12 protein-coding genes and 1 pseudogene are annotated in these 18,414 nt (G+C 68.4%); 11 read left to right on the top strand and 2 right to left on the bottom strand.

Translation table 11 applies throughout. From position 1 onward, the window contains the following. The first annotated feature begins 148 nt into the window (after positions 1-148). From FHW81_RS18720 to metE, 6 genes are all read left to right on the top strand, one after another. Entirely contained in the window at positions 149-2,110 is a 1,962-nt protein-coding gene (locus tag FHW81_RS18720; RefSeq protein ID WP_003144445.1) for a TonB-dependent receptor domain-containing protein, read from the top strand. After that, the gene (gene cobN, locus FHW81_RS18715; protein ID WP_033982102.1) at positions 2,110-5,955 is read left to right on the top strand and encodes a cobaltochelatase subunit CobN; all 3,846 of its coding nucleotides are present in this window, start codon (positions 2,110-2,112) and stop codon (positions 5,953-5,955) included. Before FHW81_RS18720 ends, cobN begins: the two co-directional genes overlap by 1 nt. Next, positions 5,952-6,428 carry a MotA/TolQ/ExbB proton channel family protein gene (locus FHW81_RS18710; RefSeq protein WP_034054856.1) on the top strand — a complete coding sequence of 159 codons (477 nt, stop codon included), beginning with the start codon at positions 5,952-5,954 and terminating at the stop codon, positions 6,426-6,428. The genes cobN and FHW81_RS18710 overlap by 4 nt, the downstream gene beginning before the upstream one ends. After that, positions 6,428-6,754, top strand: a complete 327-nt coding sequence (locus tag FHW81_RS18705; protein ID WP_003088238.1) for a DUF2149 domain-containing protein — start codon at positions 6,428-6,430, stop codon at positions 6,752-6,754. The genes FHW81_RS18710 and FHW81_RS18705 overlap by 1 nt, the downstream gene beginning before the upstream one ends. Before the next feature lie 80 nt (positions 6,755-6,834). Next, entirely contained in the window at positions 6,835-9,105 is a 2,271-nt protein-coding gene (locus FHW81_RS18700) for an OsmC domain/YcaO domain-containing protein (protein WP_031627920.1), read from the top strand. A gap of 132 nt (positions 9,106-9,237) precedes the next feature. Next, the gene (gene metE / locus FHW81_RS18695; RefSeq protein ID WP_106120668.1) at positions 9,238-11,538 is read left to right on the top strand and encodes a 5-methyltetrahydropteroyltriglutamate--homocysteine S-methyltransferase; all 2,301 of its coding nucleotides are present in this window, start codon (positions 9,238-9,240) and stop codon (positions 11,536-11,538) included. Positions 11,539-11,599: 61 nt separating this feature from the next. Here the strand turns inward: metE and FHW81_RS18690 are convergent, their stop codons facing one another. Both FHW81_RS18690 and FHW81_RS18685 read right to left on the bottom strand, forming a co-directional pair. Further along, positions 11,600-12,169 carry a GNAT family N-acetyltransferase gene (locus tag FHW81_RS18690; RefSeq protein ID WP_003119171.1) on the bottom strand — a complete coding sequence of 190 codons (570 nt, stop codon included), beginning with the start codon at positions 12,167-12,169 and terminating at the stop codon, positions 11,600-11,602. Positions 12,170-12,215: 46 nt separating this feature from the next. After that, entirely contained in the window at positions 12,216-12,512 is a 297-nt protein-coding gene (locus tag FHW81_RS18685) for a DUF7660 family protein (RefSeq protein ID WP_003114923.1), read from the bottom strand. Positions 12,513-12,883: 371 nt separating this feature from the next. Here FHW81_RS18685 and FHW81_RS18680 point away from each other — a divergent pair. The 5 genes and pseudogenes from FHW81_RS18680 to FHW81_RS18660 all read left to right on the top strand — a co-directional run. Then, positions 12,884-13,651: pseudogene (locus FHW81_RS18680) on the top strand (PAS domain-containing protein); the annotation flags it as partial. Then, the gene (locus FHW81_RS18675; RefSeq protein ID WP_369700333.1) at positions 13,628-14,179 is read left to right on the top strand and encodes a methyl-accepting chemotaxis protein; all 552 of its coding nucleotides are present in this window, start codon (positions 13,628-13,630) and stop codon (positions 14,177-14,179) included. The pseudogene FHW81_RS18680 and the gene FHW81_RS18675, both read left to right, overlap by 24 nt. 169 nt (positions 14,180-14,348) lie before the next feature. Continuing rightward, positions 14,349-14,852 (top strand): (2Fe-2S)-binding protein, encoded by a 504-nt coding sequence (locus FHW81_RS18670; protein ID WP_012614257.1) that lies wholly within the window; start codon positions 14,349-14,351, stop codon positions 14,850-14,852. A gap of 5 nt (positions 14,853-14,857) precedes the next feature. Beyond that, positions 14,858-15,847 carry an FAD binding domain-containing protein gene (locus tag FHW81_RS18665; protein WP_023091395.1) on the top strand — a complete coding sequence of 330 codons (990 nt, stop codon included), beginning with the start codon at positions 14,858-14,860 and terminating at the stop codon, positions 15,845-15,847. Beyond that, the gene (locus FHW81_RS18660) at positions 15,844-18,048 is read left to right on the top strand and encodes a xanthine dehydrogenase family protein molybdopterin-binding subunit (RefSeq protein ID WP_016263568.1); all 2,205 of its coding nucleotides are present in this window, start codon (positions 15,844-15,846) and stop codon (positions 18,046-18,048) included. The genes FHW81_RS18665 and FHW81_RS18660 overlap by 4 nt, the downstream gene beginning before the upstream one ends. Positions 18,049-18,414: the final 366 nt, after the last annotated feature.

Raw genomic sequence — 18,414 nt, 5'->3', positions numbered from 1 at the left:
GCCCGGTTGAGAGTGGGGTCCTGTGCTTCGAGGGATACGGCGAGCGAGACGTTCCCTCGCCTCGATGAAGAAGAAACGGCGGGCATTCTTCATTCGAAGAAATGTTATGTTATAACTTATAAGTATTCATAATTCATACCTGCCGACCATGACCCCCCATTCCTCCCCGCACCGTCTTCCTCCGCTGCGGCTGGCCCGCGCCGTGCCGTTCCTCTACCTGCTTCCCTGCCTGGCGCTGGCCGCGCCGGTCGACCTGGAGCCGACCGTGGTCAGCGCCACCACTACCGAGCGCAAGCTGCGCGACGCCCCGGCCAGCGTTTCGCTGATCGCCGCCGAGGACCTGCGGCGGCGCCCGGTGCGCGACCTGCAGGAAGCCCTGCGCGGTTCGGAAAGCCTGCAGTTCAACGGCGTCGGCATGTCCCGGCGGGGCATCAGCGTTCGCGGCATGTCCAGCGAGCACACCCTGGTGCTGGTGGACGGCCAGCGGATCTCCACCTCGTCCGGGGCCATCGCCCATTCCGACTTCGACCTCGGCTGGGTGCCGGTGGAGAGCATCGAGCGTATCGAGGTGGTACGCGGACCGATGTCCTCGCTCTACGGTTCGGAAGCCCTCGGCGGGGTGGTGAACGTGATCACCCGGCGCGCCACCGATACCTGGACGGGCAGCGGTCTGCTCGATGGCGGCGTGCGCGAGGACGGCCTCGGCGGGCAGAGCCACCAGCTCGGCGCCTATCTCGCCGGGCCGCTGGTGCCCGGCAAGCTGGGCCTCGCCCTGAACGGCGAGAGCCGCCGCCAGCAGGAAACCCCGGACGCCGACGAGCGCCGGCTCTCCGAGCTGGAAGGCGGCAACGCCGACAGCGGTGGGCTGAACCTCAGCTGGACCCCGGACGACGCCCAGCGCATCGACCTCGGCCACCAGCGCGGGCGCGAACGACGCTGGCGCAACAGCGAGACCGGAGGGCCGCGCTCGCGCTACTACGAGTCGCGCGACGTGATCGAACGCGAGCGCTGGTCGCTCGCCCACAATGGCCAGTGGGACTGGGGCAGCAGCCAGCTGCGCACCTACCGCAACCGCCTGGAGCGGCACAACGCGCGTTCCGACGGACAACCGCCGAGCAACCCGCAGCGCCTTACCGACAGCGTGGTCGACGGCCACCTCAGCGTGCCGGCCTTCGAGCGACATCTCTTCACCCTCGGCGGCGAATGGCGCAAGGAAGAACTGGAGGATCGCTCGGTGAATACCGCCGGCGACGCCAGCGCGCGACACAAGGCGCTGTTCCTGCAGGACGAGATCGCCTTCGGCCCGGACTGGTCGCTGACCCTCGGCAGCCGCTTCGACAAGCACGAGGCGTTCGGCTGGGAAAGCAGTCCGCGCCTGTACCTGCTGCACCACCTTTCCGATGCGCTGACCCTGCGCGCCGGCGTCGGCCGCGGCTACAAGGCGCCGAGCCTGAAGCAGCTATCGCCGGAGTATGCGGCGGTCGGTGGCGGCGGGCGCTTCACCATCTACGGCAATCCCGACCTGAAGCCGGAGACCAATACGTCCTACGAACTGGGCGCCGACTACCAGGGCGATGGCTGGTCGCTGAAGGGCACGGTGTTCGAGAACGATGTCCGCGACCTGATCCAGACCGTCTGCGTAGCGCGCTGCGGGGTGCGCGGCGGCGAGATACGCAACTACGAGAACGTCGACAGGGCACGGATCCGCGGCCTCGAGCTGGGCGGCGGCGTGGACCTGCCGGCGGACCTGCGCTGGGAACTCAACTACACCTACCTCGACGCGCGCAACCGCACCGCCGGCCAGCGCCTCGGCGATCGCTCCCGGCACCTCGCCAACAGCCAATTGCGCTGGAGCCCCAATGCCCGCTTCAGCGCCCAGTTGCGCACCGAATACGTCGGCAGCCAGGTGGCCTACAGCAGCAACGTCGGCTACGCCTTGCCGGCCTACAGCCTGTGGCACCTGGAGCTGAGCCAGAAACTCAGCGAGAACCTGACGCTGCGCGGCGGCATCGAGAACCTCGGCGACCAGCGCCTGGCCGACGACGACACGCACTTCACCTATGCCGAACCTGGGCGGACCTTCCATCTCGGCCTGGTGGCGAGCTTCTGATGCGCCGTTCGCTACTCTTCTGCGGCGCGCTGCTGGCCAGTCTCTGTGCCTGGGCGGAGCCGGCCCAGGTGCGTCTGCTCAGCAGCGATTTCGTCCTCCCGGGCAAGCACCAGCGCCTAGCCGGTTGGGCGCGCGAGGCCGGTGTCGAGTTGCGCGGCCTGCGCCTCGGCATCGGCGAGGCGCCGCCCGGCGAGTGGCTGGACGGCGGCGACCTGCTGATCCTCGACACGCCGCGGCCGACCGATCGCGCCCAGGTCGAGCAGGCGCTGGGCGAGCGCTTGCAAGGCGGGACGCAACCCTGGATCCGCGTCGGCGGCGGTCCGCCGGGTTTCGGCAACCTGCCGGCGGCGCTGGGCGGGCGCCTGGTCGGCTACTACGCGAACGGCGGCGAAGCCAACCTGCGCCGGCTGTTCGAGGCGGTCCGACGCTGGCATGCCGGCCTGCCCGTCGACGCGTTGCCGGCGCCGCAGCCCCTGGCGCAGGCCGGCTTCTATCATCCCGACGCACCGGCGCCGTTCGCCGGCCTCGCCGACTACCTGGCCTGGGGCGCCTCGCGCTGGGCCAGCGATGCCCCGCGCATCGCCTTCCTGATCCCGCGCGGCGCCATCGCCGACGCCCAGACCGGCGCCATCGACGAACTGTTGCGGCGTAGCGAGCGGCACGGCCAGGCGCCGCTGGCGGTGTGGTTCGACGACAGCGATCCGGAGGCGTTGAGGAAGTCCTTCGCTGGCGCCGATGTCCAGGCGCTGGTCAACCTGCAGCACCTGCAGAACGGCCCGGCGCGCCGTGCCGAGTTCCTCGCGCTGGACGTGCCGGTATTGCAGACCCTCGGCTACCGCGACGGCAACGAGGCCGACTGGCTGGCCGCCGCCAGCGGGGTGGCGCCGCGTACCGCGGCGGCCTTCCTCGGCATGCCGGAAACCTGGGGAATGAGCGATCCGCTGGTCATCAGCGCCCTGGAGAACGGCGAGCCGAAGCTGATGGCCGGGCAGGCCGAGGCCCTGCTGGACAAGCTCGACCGGCTGCTGCGCCTGCGTCGCCTGCCGGCGGCGGACAAGCACCTGGCGCTGATGTTCTGGAACCACCCGGAGGGCGAGAAGAACGTCGCCGCCTCGCATCTCAATGTACCGGCCAGCCTGGCCCGTCTCGGCGAAGCGCTGCGGGCGGCCGGCTACCGGGTTGCGACGAGCGACGAAAGCGCGCTGATCGATACCGCCCAGCGCCTGCTCGGCGGCTACTACCGGCCGCAGACCCTGGACGCGCTGCATCGCGACGGCCTCGCCGCGAGCCTGCCGCTGGACGCCTACCTGCACTGGTTCGAGGCGCTGCCGGCGGATCTGCGCGAGGAGATGCGCGCGCGCTGGGGCGACCCGCGTCGACATTGGGCCTTGCGCGATATCGACGGCCAGCGACGCTTCGTGTTCCCGGCGGCGCGCCTGGGTAATCTGCTGCTGTTGCCGCAGCCGCCGCGTGCCGGCCGTCCGGGCGAGGCCTACCACGACAGCGCGGTGCCGCCGGACCATCTCTACCTGGCGGTCTACCAGTTCGTCCGCGAGGGTTTCGGCGCCGACGCGCTGATCCATTTCGGCACCCATGGCACCCAGGAATGGCTACCCGGCAAGGACCGCGGGCTGGCGGTGGGCGACTACCCGCTGCGGGCGCTCGGCGACCTGCCGGTGTTCTACCCGTACATCCAGGACAACGTTGGCGAGGCGATCCAGGCGCGCCGGCGCGGGCGCGCGGTCACCGTCAGCCACCAGACGCCGTCGTTCGCCCCGGCCGGGCTGTACGACGAACTGCGCGACCTGCACCAGTTGATCCACGAATACCAGCAACTGGACGAGGGCGCGGTGCGCGAACGCAGCGCCGAGCAGATCCGCGCGGCGGTGCGGGCGGCGCACATGAACGACGACCTGGGCTGGAGCGAGGCAGCGATGCGCGAGGATTTCCCGGCGTTCCTCGGCGTGCTCCACGACCACCTGCACCGACTGGCCGGCTCGGCGATGCCGCTGGGGCTGCACACCTTCGGTGTCGCCGCCTCGCCGGAGCTGCGCCTGGGCACCGTCATGCAGCAGCTCGGCGAGCCCTACTACCGCGCGCTCGGTCTCGACCCCGACGAACTGTTCGCCGCCGATTTCAGGGCGCTGCGGGAAGGTCGTGCCTACCGCACGCTGCAACGCTACCTGCGCGACGGCGGCGAGATCGCCAAGGTGGCCGATCCGCGCCTGCGCGAGCAGTTGCTGCGCGCCCGCGAACTGGACCGCCAGCTCGCCGACACCGGCGAACTGGAGGCGCTGCTCGCCGGCCTCGCCGGGCGCTTCGTCGCGCCCGGGCCGGGCGGCGATCCGATCCGCAATCCACAGGTACCCAGCGGGCGCAACCTGTTCGCCTTCGAGGCCGACAAGGTACCGACCCGCGCCGCCTACGAAGCCGGCGCCGAGGCCTTCGGCCAACTGCTGGAAAGCTACCGCGCCGAGCACCAGGGCAGGGCGCCGGAAAAGCTCGCCTTCAGCCTCTGGTCGTCGGAAACCATGCGCCACCTGGGCATCGTCGAAAGCCAGGCGCTGCACGCCCTCGGCCTGCGCCCGCGCTGGGACGCCGGTGGCCGCCTGCTGGCGCTGGACATCGTGCCGGCGGCGGAACTGGGGCGTCCACGGGTGGACGTGGTGCTACAGGTGACCAGTGTCTACCGCGACCAGTTCGACGGCTTCATGCGCCTGCTCGCCGAGGCCATCGAGCGCCTCGCCGCGCTGGACGAGCCGGGCAACCCGCTGGCGCGCAACAGCCAGGCGCTGGAGCGGCGCCTGCGCGAACGCGGCGTCGAAGCGCCACTGGCGCAGCGCCTGTCGCGCCTGCGGCTGTTCGGCAATGCGCCGGGCGACTACGGCACCGGGGTAACGCAACTGACCCTCGATTCCACCCGCTGGGACGACGACTCGGCGCTCGCCGAGCAGTTCCTCGGGCGCTTGCAGTACGCCTACGGCAGTCGCGACTGGGGCGTGAAGCTGGATGGGGGCAACCTGTTCGCCGAACAGTTGAAGGGTGTACAGGCGGCGATCCTCTCGCGCTCCTCGACGCTCAACGGCGTGCTCTCCACCGACCACCCGTTCGAGTACCTCGGCGGCCTGTCGCTGGCGGTACGCCACCTCGACGGCGCCAGCCCGGCGCTGTACATCGCCGACCTGCGCCAGCGCCAGCCGCGCACCACGGCCGCCGCGCAGTTCCTCGCCAGCGAGCTGCGCGGGCGCTACCTCAGCCCGCAGTGGATCGCCGCGATGCAGCGCGAGGGCTACGCCGGCAGCCTGGAAATGCTCGACCTGGCCAACAACCTGTGGGGCTGGCAGGCGGCGGATCGCACCATGGTCCGCGCCGACCAGTGGCAGGCGTTGCACGACACCTTCGTCATGGACCGCCGCGAGCTGGGTCTCGCCGAGTGGTTCGAAACGCACAATCCGACCGCCCAGGCGCAGATCATCGCGCGCATGGCCGAGGCCATCCGCAAGGGCTACTGGGACGCCAGCGAGCAGACCCGCCGCGAACTGGCCGAGCGCTGGCGGCAACTGGCGGCCGCCGGCGCCGGCGAGGTCGGCGCGGCGACCACCCGTGAATTCATCGAACGGATGGCCGGCGGTTTCGGCGAGGCCGCGGCGCAGGCAGAGGGCGCGGCCGCGTCCGGTGCCGGCGAAACGGTCAGCGGCCGCGTCCTCGAAGAAGTCGCGCCGCCGCCGTCCGGCGAGCCGCAGCCGTGGCTCCGGCTGGCCGCCGCCGTGCTGCTCGCGCTGTTCGCCGCCGGCGCCGTCCGGCAATCCGTAGTCAATCGTCGTCCGATGGAAAATCGCTCATGAATGGTCTGGAAACCAGCCTCTACGAACTCACCCGCCTGTTCCTGCTGCCGGTGCTGCTGTTGATCCTCGCCGCGCTGGCCTACGCCTTCGTCGCCCTCGGCGGCTTCGCCATGGAAGCCTGGCAGCGCCGTCGCGGGCGCTACCGCTCGCGCCTGGCGGCCTGGCAGGCGCTGCATGGCGGCAACAGCGACGACCTCGAACTGTGGATCATGCAGCGCCAGGAATGGCTGCGGATCACCTCGCGCAGCGCGCCGATGCTCGGCCTGGTGGCGACCATGATCCCCATGGGGCCGGCGCTGCTGGCGCTGACCCGCAACGACGCCCAGGGGATCGGCGAGAACCTGGTGGTGGCGTTTTCCGCGGTGATCCTGGCCCTGGTCGCCGCCAGCATCACCTTCTTCATCCTCACCGTGCGTCGCCGCTGGCTGCTCCAGGAACTGCGCGCCGTCGAACGTGCGCGGGAGGCCGGCTGATGCGCTTCCTCGAACACGACGAGGCGGACGACCCGATCCTCTCGATGGTCAACCTGATCGACCTGTTCCTGGTGGTGATCGGCATCCTCCTGATCGTCATCGTGCAGAACCCGCTCAACCCGTTCAGCCAGGACAAGGTGGTGGTGGTCGAGAATCCCGGCGAGGCGGACATGCGCATGCTGGTCAAGGACGGCAAGGAGCTGAAGCGCTACCAGGCCAGCGGCGAGATCGGCGAAGGGCAGGGCAGCCGCGCCGGGGTGACCTACCGCTTGGCCGACGGACGGATGATCTACGTGCCGGAGAGCGGCGGGGAGGCCGGCAAGTAGCGACGCGTACGGCGGAGAGCTGGGACTTTTGCCCGGAGTTCCCGGATAATGGCCGGTTTCCGTTTCTCTTGGTGCTCGCCGTGGAAGTAAAGGTCAATTTTCTCGATAACCTTCGACTGGAAGCCAGGTTCGATGATTTCACGGTGATCGCCGACCAGCCGATCCGCTACAAGGGCGACGGCTCCGCGCCGGGGCCGTTCGACTACTTCCTGGCGTCGTCGGCGCTGTGTGCCGCCTACTTCGTCAAGCTGTACTGCCAGACGCGCAACATCCCCACCGACAACATACGCCTGTCGCAGAACAACATCGTCGACCCGGAGAACCGCTACCGGCAGATCTTCAAGATCCAGGTGGAACTGCCGGCCGACATCTCGGAGAAGGACCGCCAGGGCATCCTCCGCTCCATCGACCGCTGCACGGTGAAGAAGGTGGTGCAGACCGGGCCCGAGTTCGTCATCGAGGAGGTCGACAACCTCGATGCCGACGCCCAGGCGCTGCTGATGCCCGGCACCGATGCCGCCGGCTGCACGCGCATCCCGGGCAAGGACCTGCCGCTGGAGCAGACCATCGCCAACCTGTCGGCCATCCTCGCCGGCCTCGGCATGAAGATCGAGATCGCCTCCTGGCGCAACATCGTGCCCAACGTCTGGTCGCTGCACATCCGCGATGCGCAGTCGCCGATGTGCTTCACCAACGGCAAGGGCGCGAGCAAGGAAAGCGCGCTGGCCTCGGCGCTGGGCGAATTCATCGAGCGGCTGAACTGCAACTTCTTCTACAACGACCAGTACTGGGGAGAAGAGATCGCCAATGCGGCGTTCGTCCATTACCCGGACGAACGCTGGTTCAAGCCCGGCCGCGACGATGCGCTGCCGCTGGGACTGCTCGACGGCCATTGCCTGGCGATCTACGACCCCGACGGCGAGCTGCGTGGCTCGCACCTGTACGACACCAACTCGGGCAACGTGCAGCGCGGTATCTGCGCCTTGCCCTTCGTGCGCCAGTCCGACGGCCAGGTGGTGTATTTCCCCTCCAACCTGATCGAGAACCTCTACCTCAGCAACGGCATGAGCGCCGGCAATACCCTGGCCGAAGCGCAGGTGCAGTGCCTGTCGGAGATCTTCGAGCGTGCGGTCAAGCGGCAAATCCTCGAAGGCGAGCTGGCGCTGCCGGACGTGCCGCCGGAGGTGCTGGCCAAGTACCCGGGCATCCTCGCCGGGATCCGCGGCCTGGAAGAGCAGGGCTTCCCGGTACTGGTCAAGGACGCCTCGCTGGGCGGCGAATTCCCGGTGATGTGCGTGACCCTGATGAATCCGCGCACCGGCGGCGTGTTCGCTTCCTTCGGCGCCCACCCGAGCTTCGAGGTGGCCCTGGAGCGCAGCCTGACCGAACTACTCCAGGGGCGCAGCTTCGAAGGCCTGAACGACCTGCCCCAGCCGACCTTCGAAAGCCATGCGCTGACCGAGCCGAACAACTTCGTCGAGCATTTCATCGATTCCAGCGGCGTGGTGTCCTGGCGCTTCTTCAGCGCCAAGGCCGATTTCCCGTTCGTCGAGTGGGACTTCACCCGGCAGGGCGAGGCTGCCAACGCCGAGGAAGCCGCGACCCTGTTCGGCATCCTCGAAGCCATGGGCAAGCAGGTCTACATGGCGGTGTACGAGCACCTCGGCGCTACGGCCTGCCGGATCCTGGTGCCGGGCTACTCGGAAATCTATCCGGTGGAAGACCTGATCTGGGACAACACCAACAAGGCCCTGGCGTTCCGCGAGGACATCCTCAACCTGCACCGCCTCGACGATGCTGCGCTCGGGGCGTTGCTGGAGCGCCTGGAAGACTGCGAGGTGGACGACTACACCGACATCACCACGCTGATCGGCGTCGAGTTCGACGACAACACGGTCTGGGGCCAACTGACCATCCTCGAGCTGAAAGTGCTCATCGGCCTCGCCCTGAAGCGCTTCGAAGACGCCAAGGAAGGCGTGGAGGCGTTCCTCCAGTACAACGACAACAGCGTCGAGCGCGGCCTGTTCTACCAGGCGCTGAACGTGGTGCTGGAGGTCGTCCTCGACGACGAGCTGGAGATCGCCGACTACGAGGCCAATTTCCGCCGCATGTTCGGCGACGCGCGGATGGATGCCGCGCTGGGCTCGGTGGACGGCAGCGTGCGCTTCTTCGGCCTGACGCCGACCAGCATGAAGCTGGAAGGGCTCGACCGGCACCTGCGGCTGATTGACAGCTACAAGAAGCTGCACGCGGCGCGAGCCAGGATGCAGCCCGTGGTCGACGGCGAGGCCGGCGCTGCCGCGGCTGGCGGCCTCAAGCCTCGGCGCATGGCGATCCGCAAGCGCAAGTGAGGAGGGCGCCGAGGTCAGGGTGCGAGGATGATCATGAGGGAAACTTGATTTCATCACGAAGAAATTGAGTTTGTCTCATGGCATGAGTCTCCCGAGAATCCCTCCATCGACCTTTCGACTGGAGGAACACCCATGGCCCTGGCCCACACTCTCGGCTTCCCACGCATCGGACGCGATCGCGAACTGAAAAAAGCCCAGGAAGCGTTCTGGAAGGGCGAGCTGGACGAGGCCGGCCTGCGGGCCGTCGGCCGGCAGCTGCGCGCCGCCCACTGGCAGGTACAGAAGGACGCCGGCATCCAGTTGCTGCCGGTCGGCGATTTCGCCTGGTATGACCAGGTGCTGACCCATTCGCTGACCTTCGGCGTGATCCCCGAGCGCTTCCGGGCGCACGGCGAGGCCGGGCCGACCCTGCATACCCTGTTCGGCATGGCCCGTGGCGTCAGCGACGACAGTTGTTGCGGCGGTGCCCATGCCCAGGAAATGACCAAGTGGTTCGACACCAACTATCACTACCTGGTCCCCGAGTTCAGCGCCGACCAGCAGTTCCAGCTGAGCTGGGAACAACTGTTCGAGGAGGTCGACGAGGCCAGGGCCCTCGGCCACCAGGTGAAGCCGGTGCTGATCGGTCCGCTGACCTACCTGTGGCTGGGCAAGGCCAAGGGCGCCGAGTTCGACAGGCTCGACCTGCTGGACCGCCTGCTGCCGCTCTACGGCCAGATCTTGCGTCGTCTCGCCGGCCAGGGCGTGGAGTGGGTGCAGATCGACGAGCCGATCCTGGTCCTCGACCTGCCGCAGGCATGGAAGAACGCCTTCGAGCGCGCCTACAACCTGCTACAGAGCGAACCGCTGAAGAAGCTGGTCGCCACCTACTTCGGCGGCCTGGAAGACAACCTGGGCCTGGCCGCCAACCTCCCGGTGGACGGCCTGCACATCGACCTGGTGCGAGCGCCGGGACAGTATCCGAGCATCCTCGACCGCCTGCCGGCCTACAAGGTCGTCTCGCTGGGCCTGGTCAACGGGCGCAACGTCTGGCGCTGCGACCTGGAGAAAGCCCTGGAGGTGGTGCGCCATGCCCGGGAGCGCCTGGGCGAGCGGCTGTGGGTCGCGCCGTCCTGCTCGCTGCTGCACAGCCCGGTGGACCTGGAACGCGAAGACGGGCTGGACGCCGAGCTGAAGAGCTGGCTGGCCTTCGCCGTGCAGAAGTGCCGCGAAGTCGCGGTGCTGGCCCGTGCCGCCACTGAGCCGGAAGCCGCCGAGGTGCTTGCCGCCCTGGAAGAGAGCCGTGCGGTCCAGGCCAGCCGCGCTTCCTCGCCGCGAATCCACAAGCCGGCCGTGCAGGCGCGCCTGGCCGCGATCAAGGCCAGCGACGCCCAGCGTCGCTCGCCGTTCGCCGAACGCATCGCCAGGCAGCGTGCCGGGCTCGACCTGCCGGCGTTCCCGACCACTACCATCGGCTCTTTCCCGCAGACCTCGTCGATCCGCCTGGCCCGCCAGTCGTTCAAGCAGGGCAAGCTGAGCGAGGCCGAGTACATCGAGGCGATGCACAGCGAGATCCGCCATGCGGTGCAGATCCAGGAACAACTGGGGCTGGACGTGCTGGTACACGGCGAAGCCGAGCGCAACGACATGGTCGAGTACTTCGCCGAGCAACTGGACGGCTACGTCTTCACCCGCTTCGGCTGGGTGCAGAGCTACGGCTCGCGCTGCGTGAAGCCGGCGGTGATCTATGGCGACCTGAGCCGTCCGCGGGCCATGACCGTGGAGTGGATCAGGTACGCCCAGAGCCTTACCGACAAGGTGATGAAGGGCATGCTGACCGGCCCGGTGACCATGCTGATGTGGTCCTTCCCGCGCGAGGACGTGTCTCGCGAGGTGCAGGCGCGCCAGTTGGCCCTGGCGATCCGCGACGAAGTGGTCGACCTGGAGGCCGCCGGCATCAGGATCGTGCAGATCGACGAGGCGGCTTTCCGCGAAGGCCTGCCGCTGCGCCGCAACGCCTGGCCGCACTATCTGGAGTGGGCCACCGAGGCCTTCCGCCTGTGCGCCTCCGGAGTCCGCGACGAAACCCAGATCCATACGCACATGTGCTACAGCGAGTTCAACGATGTGATCGAGTCCATCGCCGCCATGGACGCCGACGTGATCACCATCGAGACTTCGCGTTCGGACATGGAGCTGCTGGAGGCCTTCGAGCAGTTCGACTACCCGAACGAGATCGGTCCGGGCGTCTACGACATCCATTCGCCGCGCGTGCCGAGCCGGGAAGAGATCGTCGCGCTGCTGCGCAAGGCGGCCCGGCGGATACCCGCCGAGCGGCTCTGGGTCAACCCGGACTGCGGCCTGAAGACCCGCGCCTGGCCGGAAACCGAGGCAGCGCTGGTGAACATGGTCGCCGCCGCCCGCGAACTGCGTGGCGACCTCGCCCGCGGTTGACCGGCGGGCCTGGTGAGCGGAACGGGACGCCTGGCGTCCCGTTGCGCATTTGCACGTCGGTTCAGCGCGGAGCGTCCACCAGCGCCCGTAGCACATGGTCTTCCCAGACCCCGGCGATCTTCAGGTAGGCGCGGGCGTAGCCTTCCTTCTCGAAGCCGAGGCTTTCCAGCAGGCGCTCGCTGCGTGCGTTGCGCGGCAGGTGGCTGGCCATGATCCGGTGCAGGCCGAGCTGCTCGAAGCAATACCGGTTGGCTACCCGCAGGGCTCGTGCCATCAGGCCGCGGCCCTGCGCCGCAGCGGCCAGGGAAAAGCCCAGGTGGCAGGCCTGGAATACCCCGCGGACGATATTGGTGTAGCTGCAGCGCCCCAGCACCTCGCCGTCGTCGGGATCGAGCAACAGCAGGAGAAGCGCCTCGCCTTCGTCCATGCTCGCCACCTGTAGCAGGGTGCGGGCGCGGGCGTTGTCCACGGAAAAATACCCCGGGTCGCGCAGCGGCTCCCATGGCGCCAGGTGCTCGCGGTTGGCGTTCTCGTAGCGGCTGGTCCGGACGAAATCGTCGGGTTGCAGCGCGCGCAGGAGGAAGTCCGCGTCGCGATGCAGTATCGGCACCTGCCGTCGGTTGCCCGGCAAGCCCCTCGGGTAGTCGGGCGGGAAGGGCGCCAGGGCGGACTTGAAGTCATTCATAGAACTTGCCCGCCAGCATCAGCTGCGCCGCGCGCCGCCAGGCATTCTCCGGCCTGGAATAGCCCGGCAGGCCGTCGCGGGAGTCCTCGCCCCAGGTCGCGGCGGCATCGAGGAAGCCACCGATGCTGCCGTTCTCCCAACCCAGCGGGCTGGGGCCGAACGGTTTCGGCGGGTTGGCGGCGGCGAGGCGGCGGTCTTCCTCCCAGTCCGCCGCCAGCGCGGCGAGGAAGCGCAGGAAACCCGCTTCGTCCTCGACCTGTTCGGCCAGCGCGTAGAGATCGGTTGCCATGTGCTTCCTCCTGGAAGTGGGTTTCGGGATACGACGGCGCGAGGTCGGAGCGCGGTCAGTCCGGGCGCAGCGATCATAGCGCGGACCGGCGCTGGCATGGCTCGCAGCCTGGCTGATGCACGGGCGCGGGGCGATTGTCTGGGCGTACCAATGCCTGCCTCAACCAGAGCGTCTCGGTAGTCGGGCTGGCCGGCCTGGCGATCCTGGCATCGCGCGCCCCGCTGGGTCCCGCCCGCTAGGGGACGGACGGCGATGCGGGCGCCGAGGAAAGTTGCCGGAGCCCGATCTACACTGGCGTTTAGCGGTAGGACGGCTATCTCCGGTTCTCCACTCCCTCGCGATGGACAGGCGCCATCAAGGAGTCGTGCGCGATGCTCTTCGGCAGAAAAAGCAGGGCGGTGGAAAGCGCCGCCAAGGATGAAGACCTGGCGTGGCGACTCGATGCCATCGGGCAGAACGTCGCCACCATCCGTTTCACTCCCGATGGCCAGATACTGTCCGCCAACCCGCTGTTCCTCGCGGTGGTCGGCTACTCGGCGGACGAGCTGGTCGGCAAGCACCATCGGATCTTCTGCGAAGAGGACTTCCAGGCCTCCGCCGCCTACGTGCGCTTCTGGAAGGAACTGGCCAGCGGCACGCCCCAGCGCGGTGTGTTCAAGCGCCTGCGGCGCGATGGTACGCCGGTCTGGCTGGAGGCCACCTATTTCCCGGTGAAGAATGCCGAAGGGGCGGTCGTCGAGGTGCTGAAGATCGCCGCCGACGTGACCCGCAACCATTCCGAACTGCTCCTGCTCAACGCGATCAACGACGCCATACGCCAGTCCATGGCGGTCATCGAGTTCACCCCGGACGGCGAGATACTCGATGCCAACGAGAACTTTCTGCGTCTCTTCGGCTACAGCCTCAAGTCGCTCAAGGGCCAGCACCACCGCATGCTCTGCTTCGACGAGTTCTATCGGGAGAACCCGGATTTCTGGGCTCGGCTGCGGCACGGCGAATTCTCCCGCGGGCATTTCGAGCGCCGCAGCGCCGCCGGCGAGCGGGTACATATTGAAGCCACCTACAACCCGGTCAAGGACAGTTCGGGGCGGATAATCAAGGTCATCAAGTTCGCCATCGACGTTACCGAGCAGGTCAATCGCAACGAGGAAGTACGGCGCGCCGCCGAGCTGTCGTTCTCCACCGCGGAAGAGACCGCGCAGATTTCCACCCGCGGCATCGACTCCCTCGACCAGTCCGTCGCCCTGTCGGCCAAGACCCTGTCGATGGTCAACACCGCCGTCGGCCTGATTTCCCAGCTCACCCACCAGACCAAGGACATCGAGAACATCGTCACCACCATCCAGAGCGTCGCCGAACAGACCAACCTGCTGGCCCTCAACGCCGCCATCGAGGCGGCTCGCGCCGGCGACATGGGGCGCGGCTTCGCGGTGGTCGCCGACGAGGTGCGGCAACTGGCGGCGCGCACCAGCGGCGCCACGGTGGAGATCAAGAACGTGGTCACCGAGAACGTCAAGCTGACCCAGCAGATCAACCACAACATGCAGACCATCGAGTCCAGCGCCCAGGAGAACAACAACCAGATCACCACCGTGGCCGGCATCATGCAGGAGATCAGCAAGGGCGCCGAGCACGTGGCGCGGGTGGTGTCGAGCCTGTTCAAGTGACCTCGGCGCAGGGCTCCGGCGGCCGATAGCGGCGCAGGCGTCGAGCATCCGCCCGCCTTTGTGGCATGGCCATGGCCGTCATTTACTTTGAACGTATCTTCGAGCCGTTCGGTCGGACCTGAAAAAGCGGCATCCGCCGCGCCGATGCACCGACCGTGAGGCTTGTACCATGACCAATCCGGAGCCGGCGGACCTGCCGATCAGCCTGCTGATCAATGGCCAGCGCCGAGAGCTGAGAGTACCCCCGTGGCTGACGCTGCTCGACCTGCTGCGCGAGCGGCTCGACCTGGTGGGCAGCAAGAAGGGCTGCGACCACGGCCAATGCGGCGCTTGCACGGTGTTGCGCAACGGTCGCCGGATCAACGCCTGCCTGACGCTGGCGGTGATGTGCGACGGCGATGCACTGACTACCATCGAAGGTCTGGCCGAGGGTGATCGCCTGCATCCCCTGCAACAGGCGTTCATCCGCCATGATGCCTTCCAGTGCGGCTACTGCACGCCCGGACAGATCTGTTCGGCCCTTGGCTTGGCGAGCGAGGGGCGGGCGCGCTCGCGGGCGGAGATCCGCGAGGGCATGAGCGGCAACCTGTGCCGCTGCGGCGCCTACGGCAATATCCTCGACGCTGTGGAAGACGCCTTGCCGCTGCTCGATCGCGACGGACAGGGAGGGTAGCGCGCATGACGCCCTTCGCCTATGCCAAGCCGGCCGACATCGAGCAGGCGCTGGGCCTCGCCGGCCCGGAGTCGCGCTACATCGCCGGCGGCACCAACCTGCTCGACCTGATGAAGGAAAACGTTGCCAGGCCCCGGCGACTCATCGACATCACCGGCCTCCCGCTGCGCGACATCCGCCGGACGCCCACCGGCGGCCTGCTGGTCGGAGCCCTGGTCAGCAACGCCGAACTGGCCTGGAATCTCGCCGTGGAGGCGGACTATCCCTTGCTAGCCCAGGCGATCCTCGCCGGCGCCTCGCCGCAGTTGCGCAACATGGCCAGCACAGGCGGCAACCTGTTGCAGCGTACCCGCTGCCAGTATTTCTACGACACCGGCACGCCATGCAACAAGCGCGAGCCGGGCAGCGGATGCCCCGCGCGCAGCGGGCTGAACCGCAACCATGCGATCCTCGGCGCCAGCGAACACTGCGTGGCGGTACATCCATCCGACCTGTGCGTGGCGCTGGCGGCGCTGGAGGCTCAGGTACTGGTGCGCGGCCGCGCTGGCGAGCGGCGGGTCGCTTTCGCCGACTTCCATCGCCTGCCGGCAGACACGCCCGAGCGCGACAACTGCCTGGCCGTCGACGAACTGGTCACCGCCATCGAGCTGCCAGCACCGCGCTTCGCCCGGCATTGCCACTACCTGAAGGTGCGCGACCGGGCCTCCTACGCCTTCGCCCTGGTCTCGGTGGCGGCGGCCCTGGAACCGGACGGCGAGCGCATTGGCGAACTGCGCCTGGCGCTCGGCGGCGTGGCCCACAAGCCATGGCGCGTCGCAGAGCTGGAGGAACGTTTCAGGGGCCACCCGGCGAACCGGGACAGCTATGTCCGCTTCGCCGAAGCGCTGCTGCGTGACGCCAGGCCGCTGGCCCACAACGCCTTCAAGATCGGATTGGCGCGCAACGCCATCGTTCGCGCACTGGAAGAAGCCCACTCGGGAGGGATCGGCCAATGAGCAGCCTGCCACACAGCACCGGGCAAGCCCTGGATCGCGTCGACGGGCCAGCCAAGGTCACCGGCCAGGCTCGCTACGCCGCCGAATATCCTGCCGCCGACCTGCTCCACGGCAGCGTGGTCAGTAGCGACGTCGCCCGCGGCCGGGTGCGCGGCATCGACTGTGCGGCGGCCCTGGCGGTACCCGGGGTGGTCGCGGTACTGCATCACCTGAACCGGCCGCCGATGGCGGGCGACGACGAGCCCTACAAGGACGCCGATGCCGCCGAAGGCGAACCCTTCCGCCCACTGTTCGACGACCGCGTCCTGTACAGCGGCCAGCCCCTTGCCCTGGTCCTGGCACGGAGCCTGGAACTGGCCCGCTACGCGGGCTCGCTGCTGCGCATCGATATCGAGCCCGAGCCGCACCAGACCGACCTGCTGGCCGCCCTCGACCAGGCCCATGAGGCTCCCGCCCAACTGCCCGCCGAGCGCGGCGATTTCTACACCGCCTACCGCGCCGCGCCGATTCGGGTCGAGGCCAGCTACAGCACGCCGATCGAGCACCACAATCCCATGGAACCGCACGCGTCCACGGTCATCGTCCAGCCCGACGGCAGCCTGCTGGTGCACGACAAGACCCAGGGGACGCAGAACAGCCAGGCCTACCTGCAAAAGGTCTTCGGCCTGCCCGCCGACAAGGTAAGGGTCTGTGCCGCCTACGTCGGCGGCGCCTTCGGCTCCGGCCTGCGTCCGCAATACCAGTTGGCCCTGGCGGTGATGGCGGCGCTGCAACTGCGGCGGTCGGTGCGCGTAGTGCTGACCCGCCAGCAGATGTTCACCTTCGGCTACCGGCCGCGCACCCTGCAGCGCCTGCAACTGGGCGCCGATGCCGAGGGGCGCCTGCTTGCGCTGGGCCACCAGGCGACAGCGCAGACCTCGCGCTTCGAAGACTTCACCGAGCACGTGGTGGAGTGGAGCGGCATGCTCTATCGCTGCGAGAACCTTTCCCTGGCCTACCGTCTGGTGCCGCTGGACGTCTATACCCCGCTGGACATGCGCGCCCCCGGCGCGGCGCTGGGACTGATCGGGCTGGAATGCGCGATGGACGAACTGGCGGTGCGGCTCGGCATGGACCCCATCGCGCTGCGCCGGTTCAACTTCGCCGAGCGCAACGGCAACGAGGACAAGCCGTACTCCAGCAAGGCGCTGCTGGCCTGCTACGAGGAGGGCGCCCGGCGCTTCGGTTGGCAGGCCCGCGACCCACGGCCACGGAGCATGAGCGAAGGGCGCCAGTTGCTCGGCTGGGGCATGGCCGGCGGCGTCTGGGAGGCCATGCAGAGCAAGGCCAGCGCGAGGGCGCGGCTGGAGGCGGACGGCCTGCTGCGGGTGGCCAGCGCGACCACGGATATCGGCACCGGCACCTACACGGTGATGACCCAGATCGCCGCCGACGCCGCTGGCATGGCGCCGGAAGAGGTGCGCTTCCAGCTTGGCGACAGTGCGTTGCCCAAGGCTCCATTGCAGGGCGGCTCGTTCACCGTCTCGTCGGTCGGTTCCGCCGTCCGCCTGGCCTGCCTGCGCCTGCGCCAGGCCCTGGTCGCCCATGCCAGGGCCCGCCATCCGGAGCTGGCCGGCACCGCCGAAGAACGCTTCCGCATATGCCGTGGCCATCTGGAAGCGGGCGATACGCGATACGCCCTGGCCGACCTGCTGCAAGGGCTGCCGGAAGACGCGTTGCAGGTGGAGGTGGAAGCTGAACCCTCGGCGCGGCGCAAAGGCTACGCCACCGCGACCCATTCGGCGGTATTCGTCGAGGTGCGGATCGACGAAGCCCTCGGTACCCTGCGTGTGAGCCGGGTGGTCAGCGCGGTCGCGGCGGGGCGGGTGATCAACCCGAAGACCGCTCGCAGCCAGATACTCGGCGGGGTGGTCTGGGGCCTGGGCATGGCCTTGCAGGAGGAAACCCAGGTCGACCATGCGCTGGGCCGCTGCATGAACCACAACCTCGCCGAGTACCACATCCCGGTTAACGCCGATATTGGCGATATCGAGGTGATCTTCGTTGACGAACCCGACGATATCGTTAACGAACTGGGCTCCAAGGGCGTCGGCGAAATAGGCATCGTCGGCGTCGCCGCCGCAGTGGCGAATGCCGTGTACCACGCCACCGGCCGCCGCCTGCGCGACTTCCCGCTGACCGTCGACAAGTTGCTCGGCTGAGCCCGGCAGCCTGCGCAAGCGGCTTGGCGGTCACCTGCCGGGTCGCCGGGCTGGACTCTCCCCCAAGGGAAGATCGCAGGCCCCGCTCGCCACCCGCAACGGAGTCGAACACGACATGCCGCCGACAGCCTCGGTGGCGCCCTCGCCGAGCGCTACCGCGATGCCGGTCCAGGCGCACTTGTTGCATCGCGGCCACGCCGAAGCGGACCTGCCCGGCGCCCATTGGGCCATCGCCTGGGCCGAGCGTCCGGCCTGTGGTTGCAAGCGTTCGAGGGCAACCTGGCGGGCGCGAGGATCGTGTGGGTTGGAAGACCGGCGTTCCGCGTAGCGAGCGGTTTTCGCCTGGAAGCACGGTTGCGGGAAAAG

Origin of the sequence: Pseudomonas sp. RC10-4-2 (assembly GCF_050433085.1) — a bacterium.
GTDB classification, from domain to species: domain Bacteria; phylum Pseudomonadota; class Gammaproteobacteria; order Pseudomonadales; family Pseudomonadaceae; genus Pseudomonas; species Pseudomonas aeruginosa.
This window is presented reverse-complemented; position numbering and strand designations above follow the sequence as displayed.

What these genes read in the sequence shown, in the direction of transcription:
- FHW81_RS18720 (WP_003144445.1), top strand. Translation starts at nt 149, where the DNA reads ATGACCCCCCATTCCTCCCCGCACCGTCTTCCTCCGCTGCGGCTGGCC.
- cobN (WP_033982102.1), top strand. Translation starts at nt 2,110, where the DNA reads ATGCGCCGTTCGCTACTCTTCTGCGGCGCGCTGCTGGCCAGTCTCTGT.
- FHW81_RS18710 (WP_034054856.1), top strand. Translation starts at nt 5,952, where the DNA reads ATGAATGGTCTGGAAACCAGCCTCTACGAACTCACCCGCCTGTTCCTG.
- FHW81_RS18705 (WP_003088238.1), top strand. Translation starts at nt 6,428, where the DNA reads ATGCGCTTCCTCGAACACGACGAGGCGGACGACCCGATCCTCTCGATG.
- metE (WP_106120668.1), top strand. Translation starts at nt 9,238, where the DNA reads ATGGCCCTGGCCCACACTCTCGGCTTCCCACGCATCGGACGCGATCGC.
- FHW81_RS18685 (WP_003114923.1), bottom strand. Translation starts at nt 12,512, where the DNA reads ATGGCAACCGATCTCTACGCGCTGGCCGAACAGGTCGAGGACGAAGCG.
- FHW81_RS18670 (WP_012614257.1), top strand. Translation starts at nt 14,349, where the DNA reads ATGACCAATCCGGAGCCGGCGGACCTGCCGATCAGCCTGCTGATCAAT.
- FHW81_RS18665 (WP_023091395.1), top strand. Translation starts at nt 14,858, where the DNA reads ATGACGCCCTTCGCCTATGCCAAGCCGGCCGACATCGAGCAGGCGCTG.
- FHW81_RS18660 (WP_016263568.1), top strand. Translation starts at nt 15,844, where the DNA reads ATGAGCAGCCTGCCACACAGCACCGGGCAAGCCCTGGATCGCGTCGAC.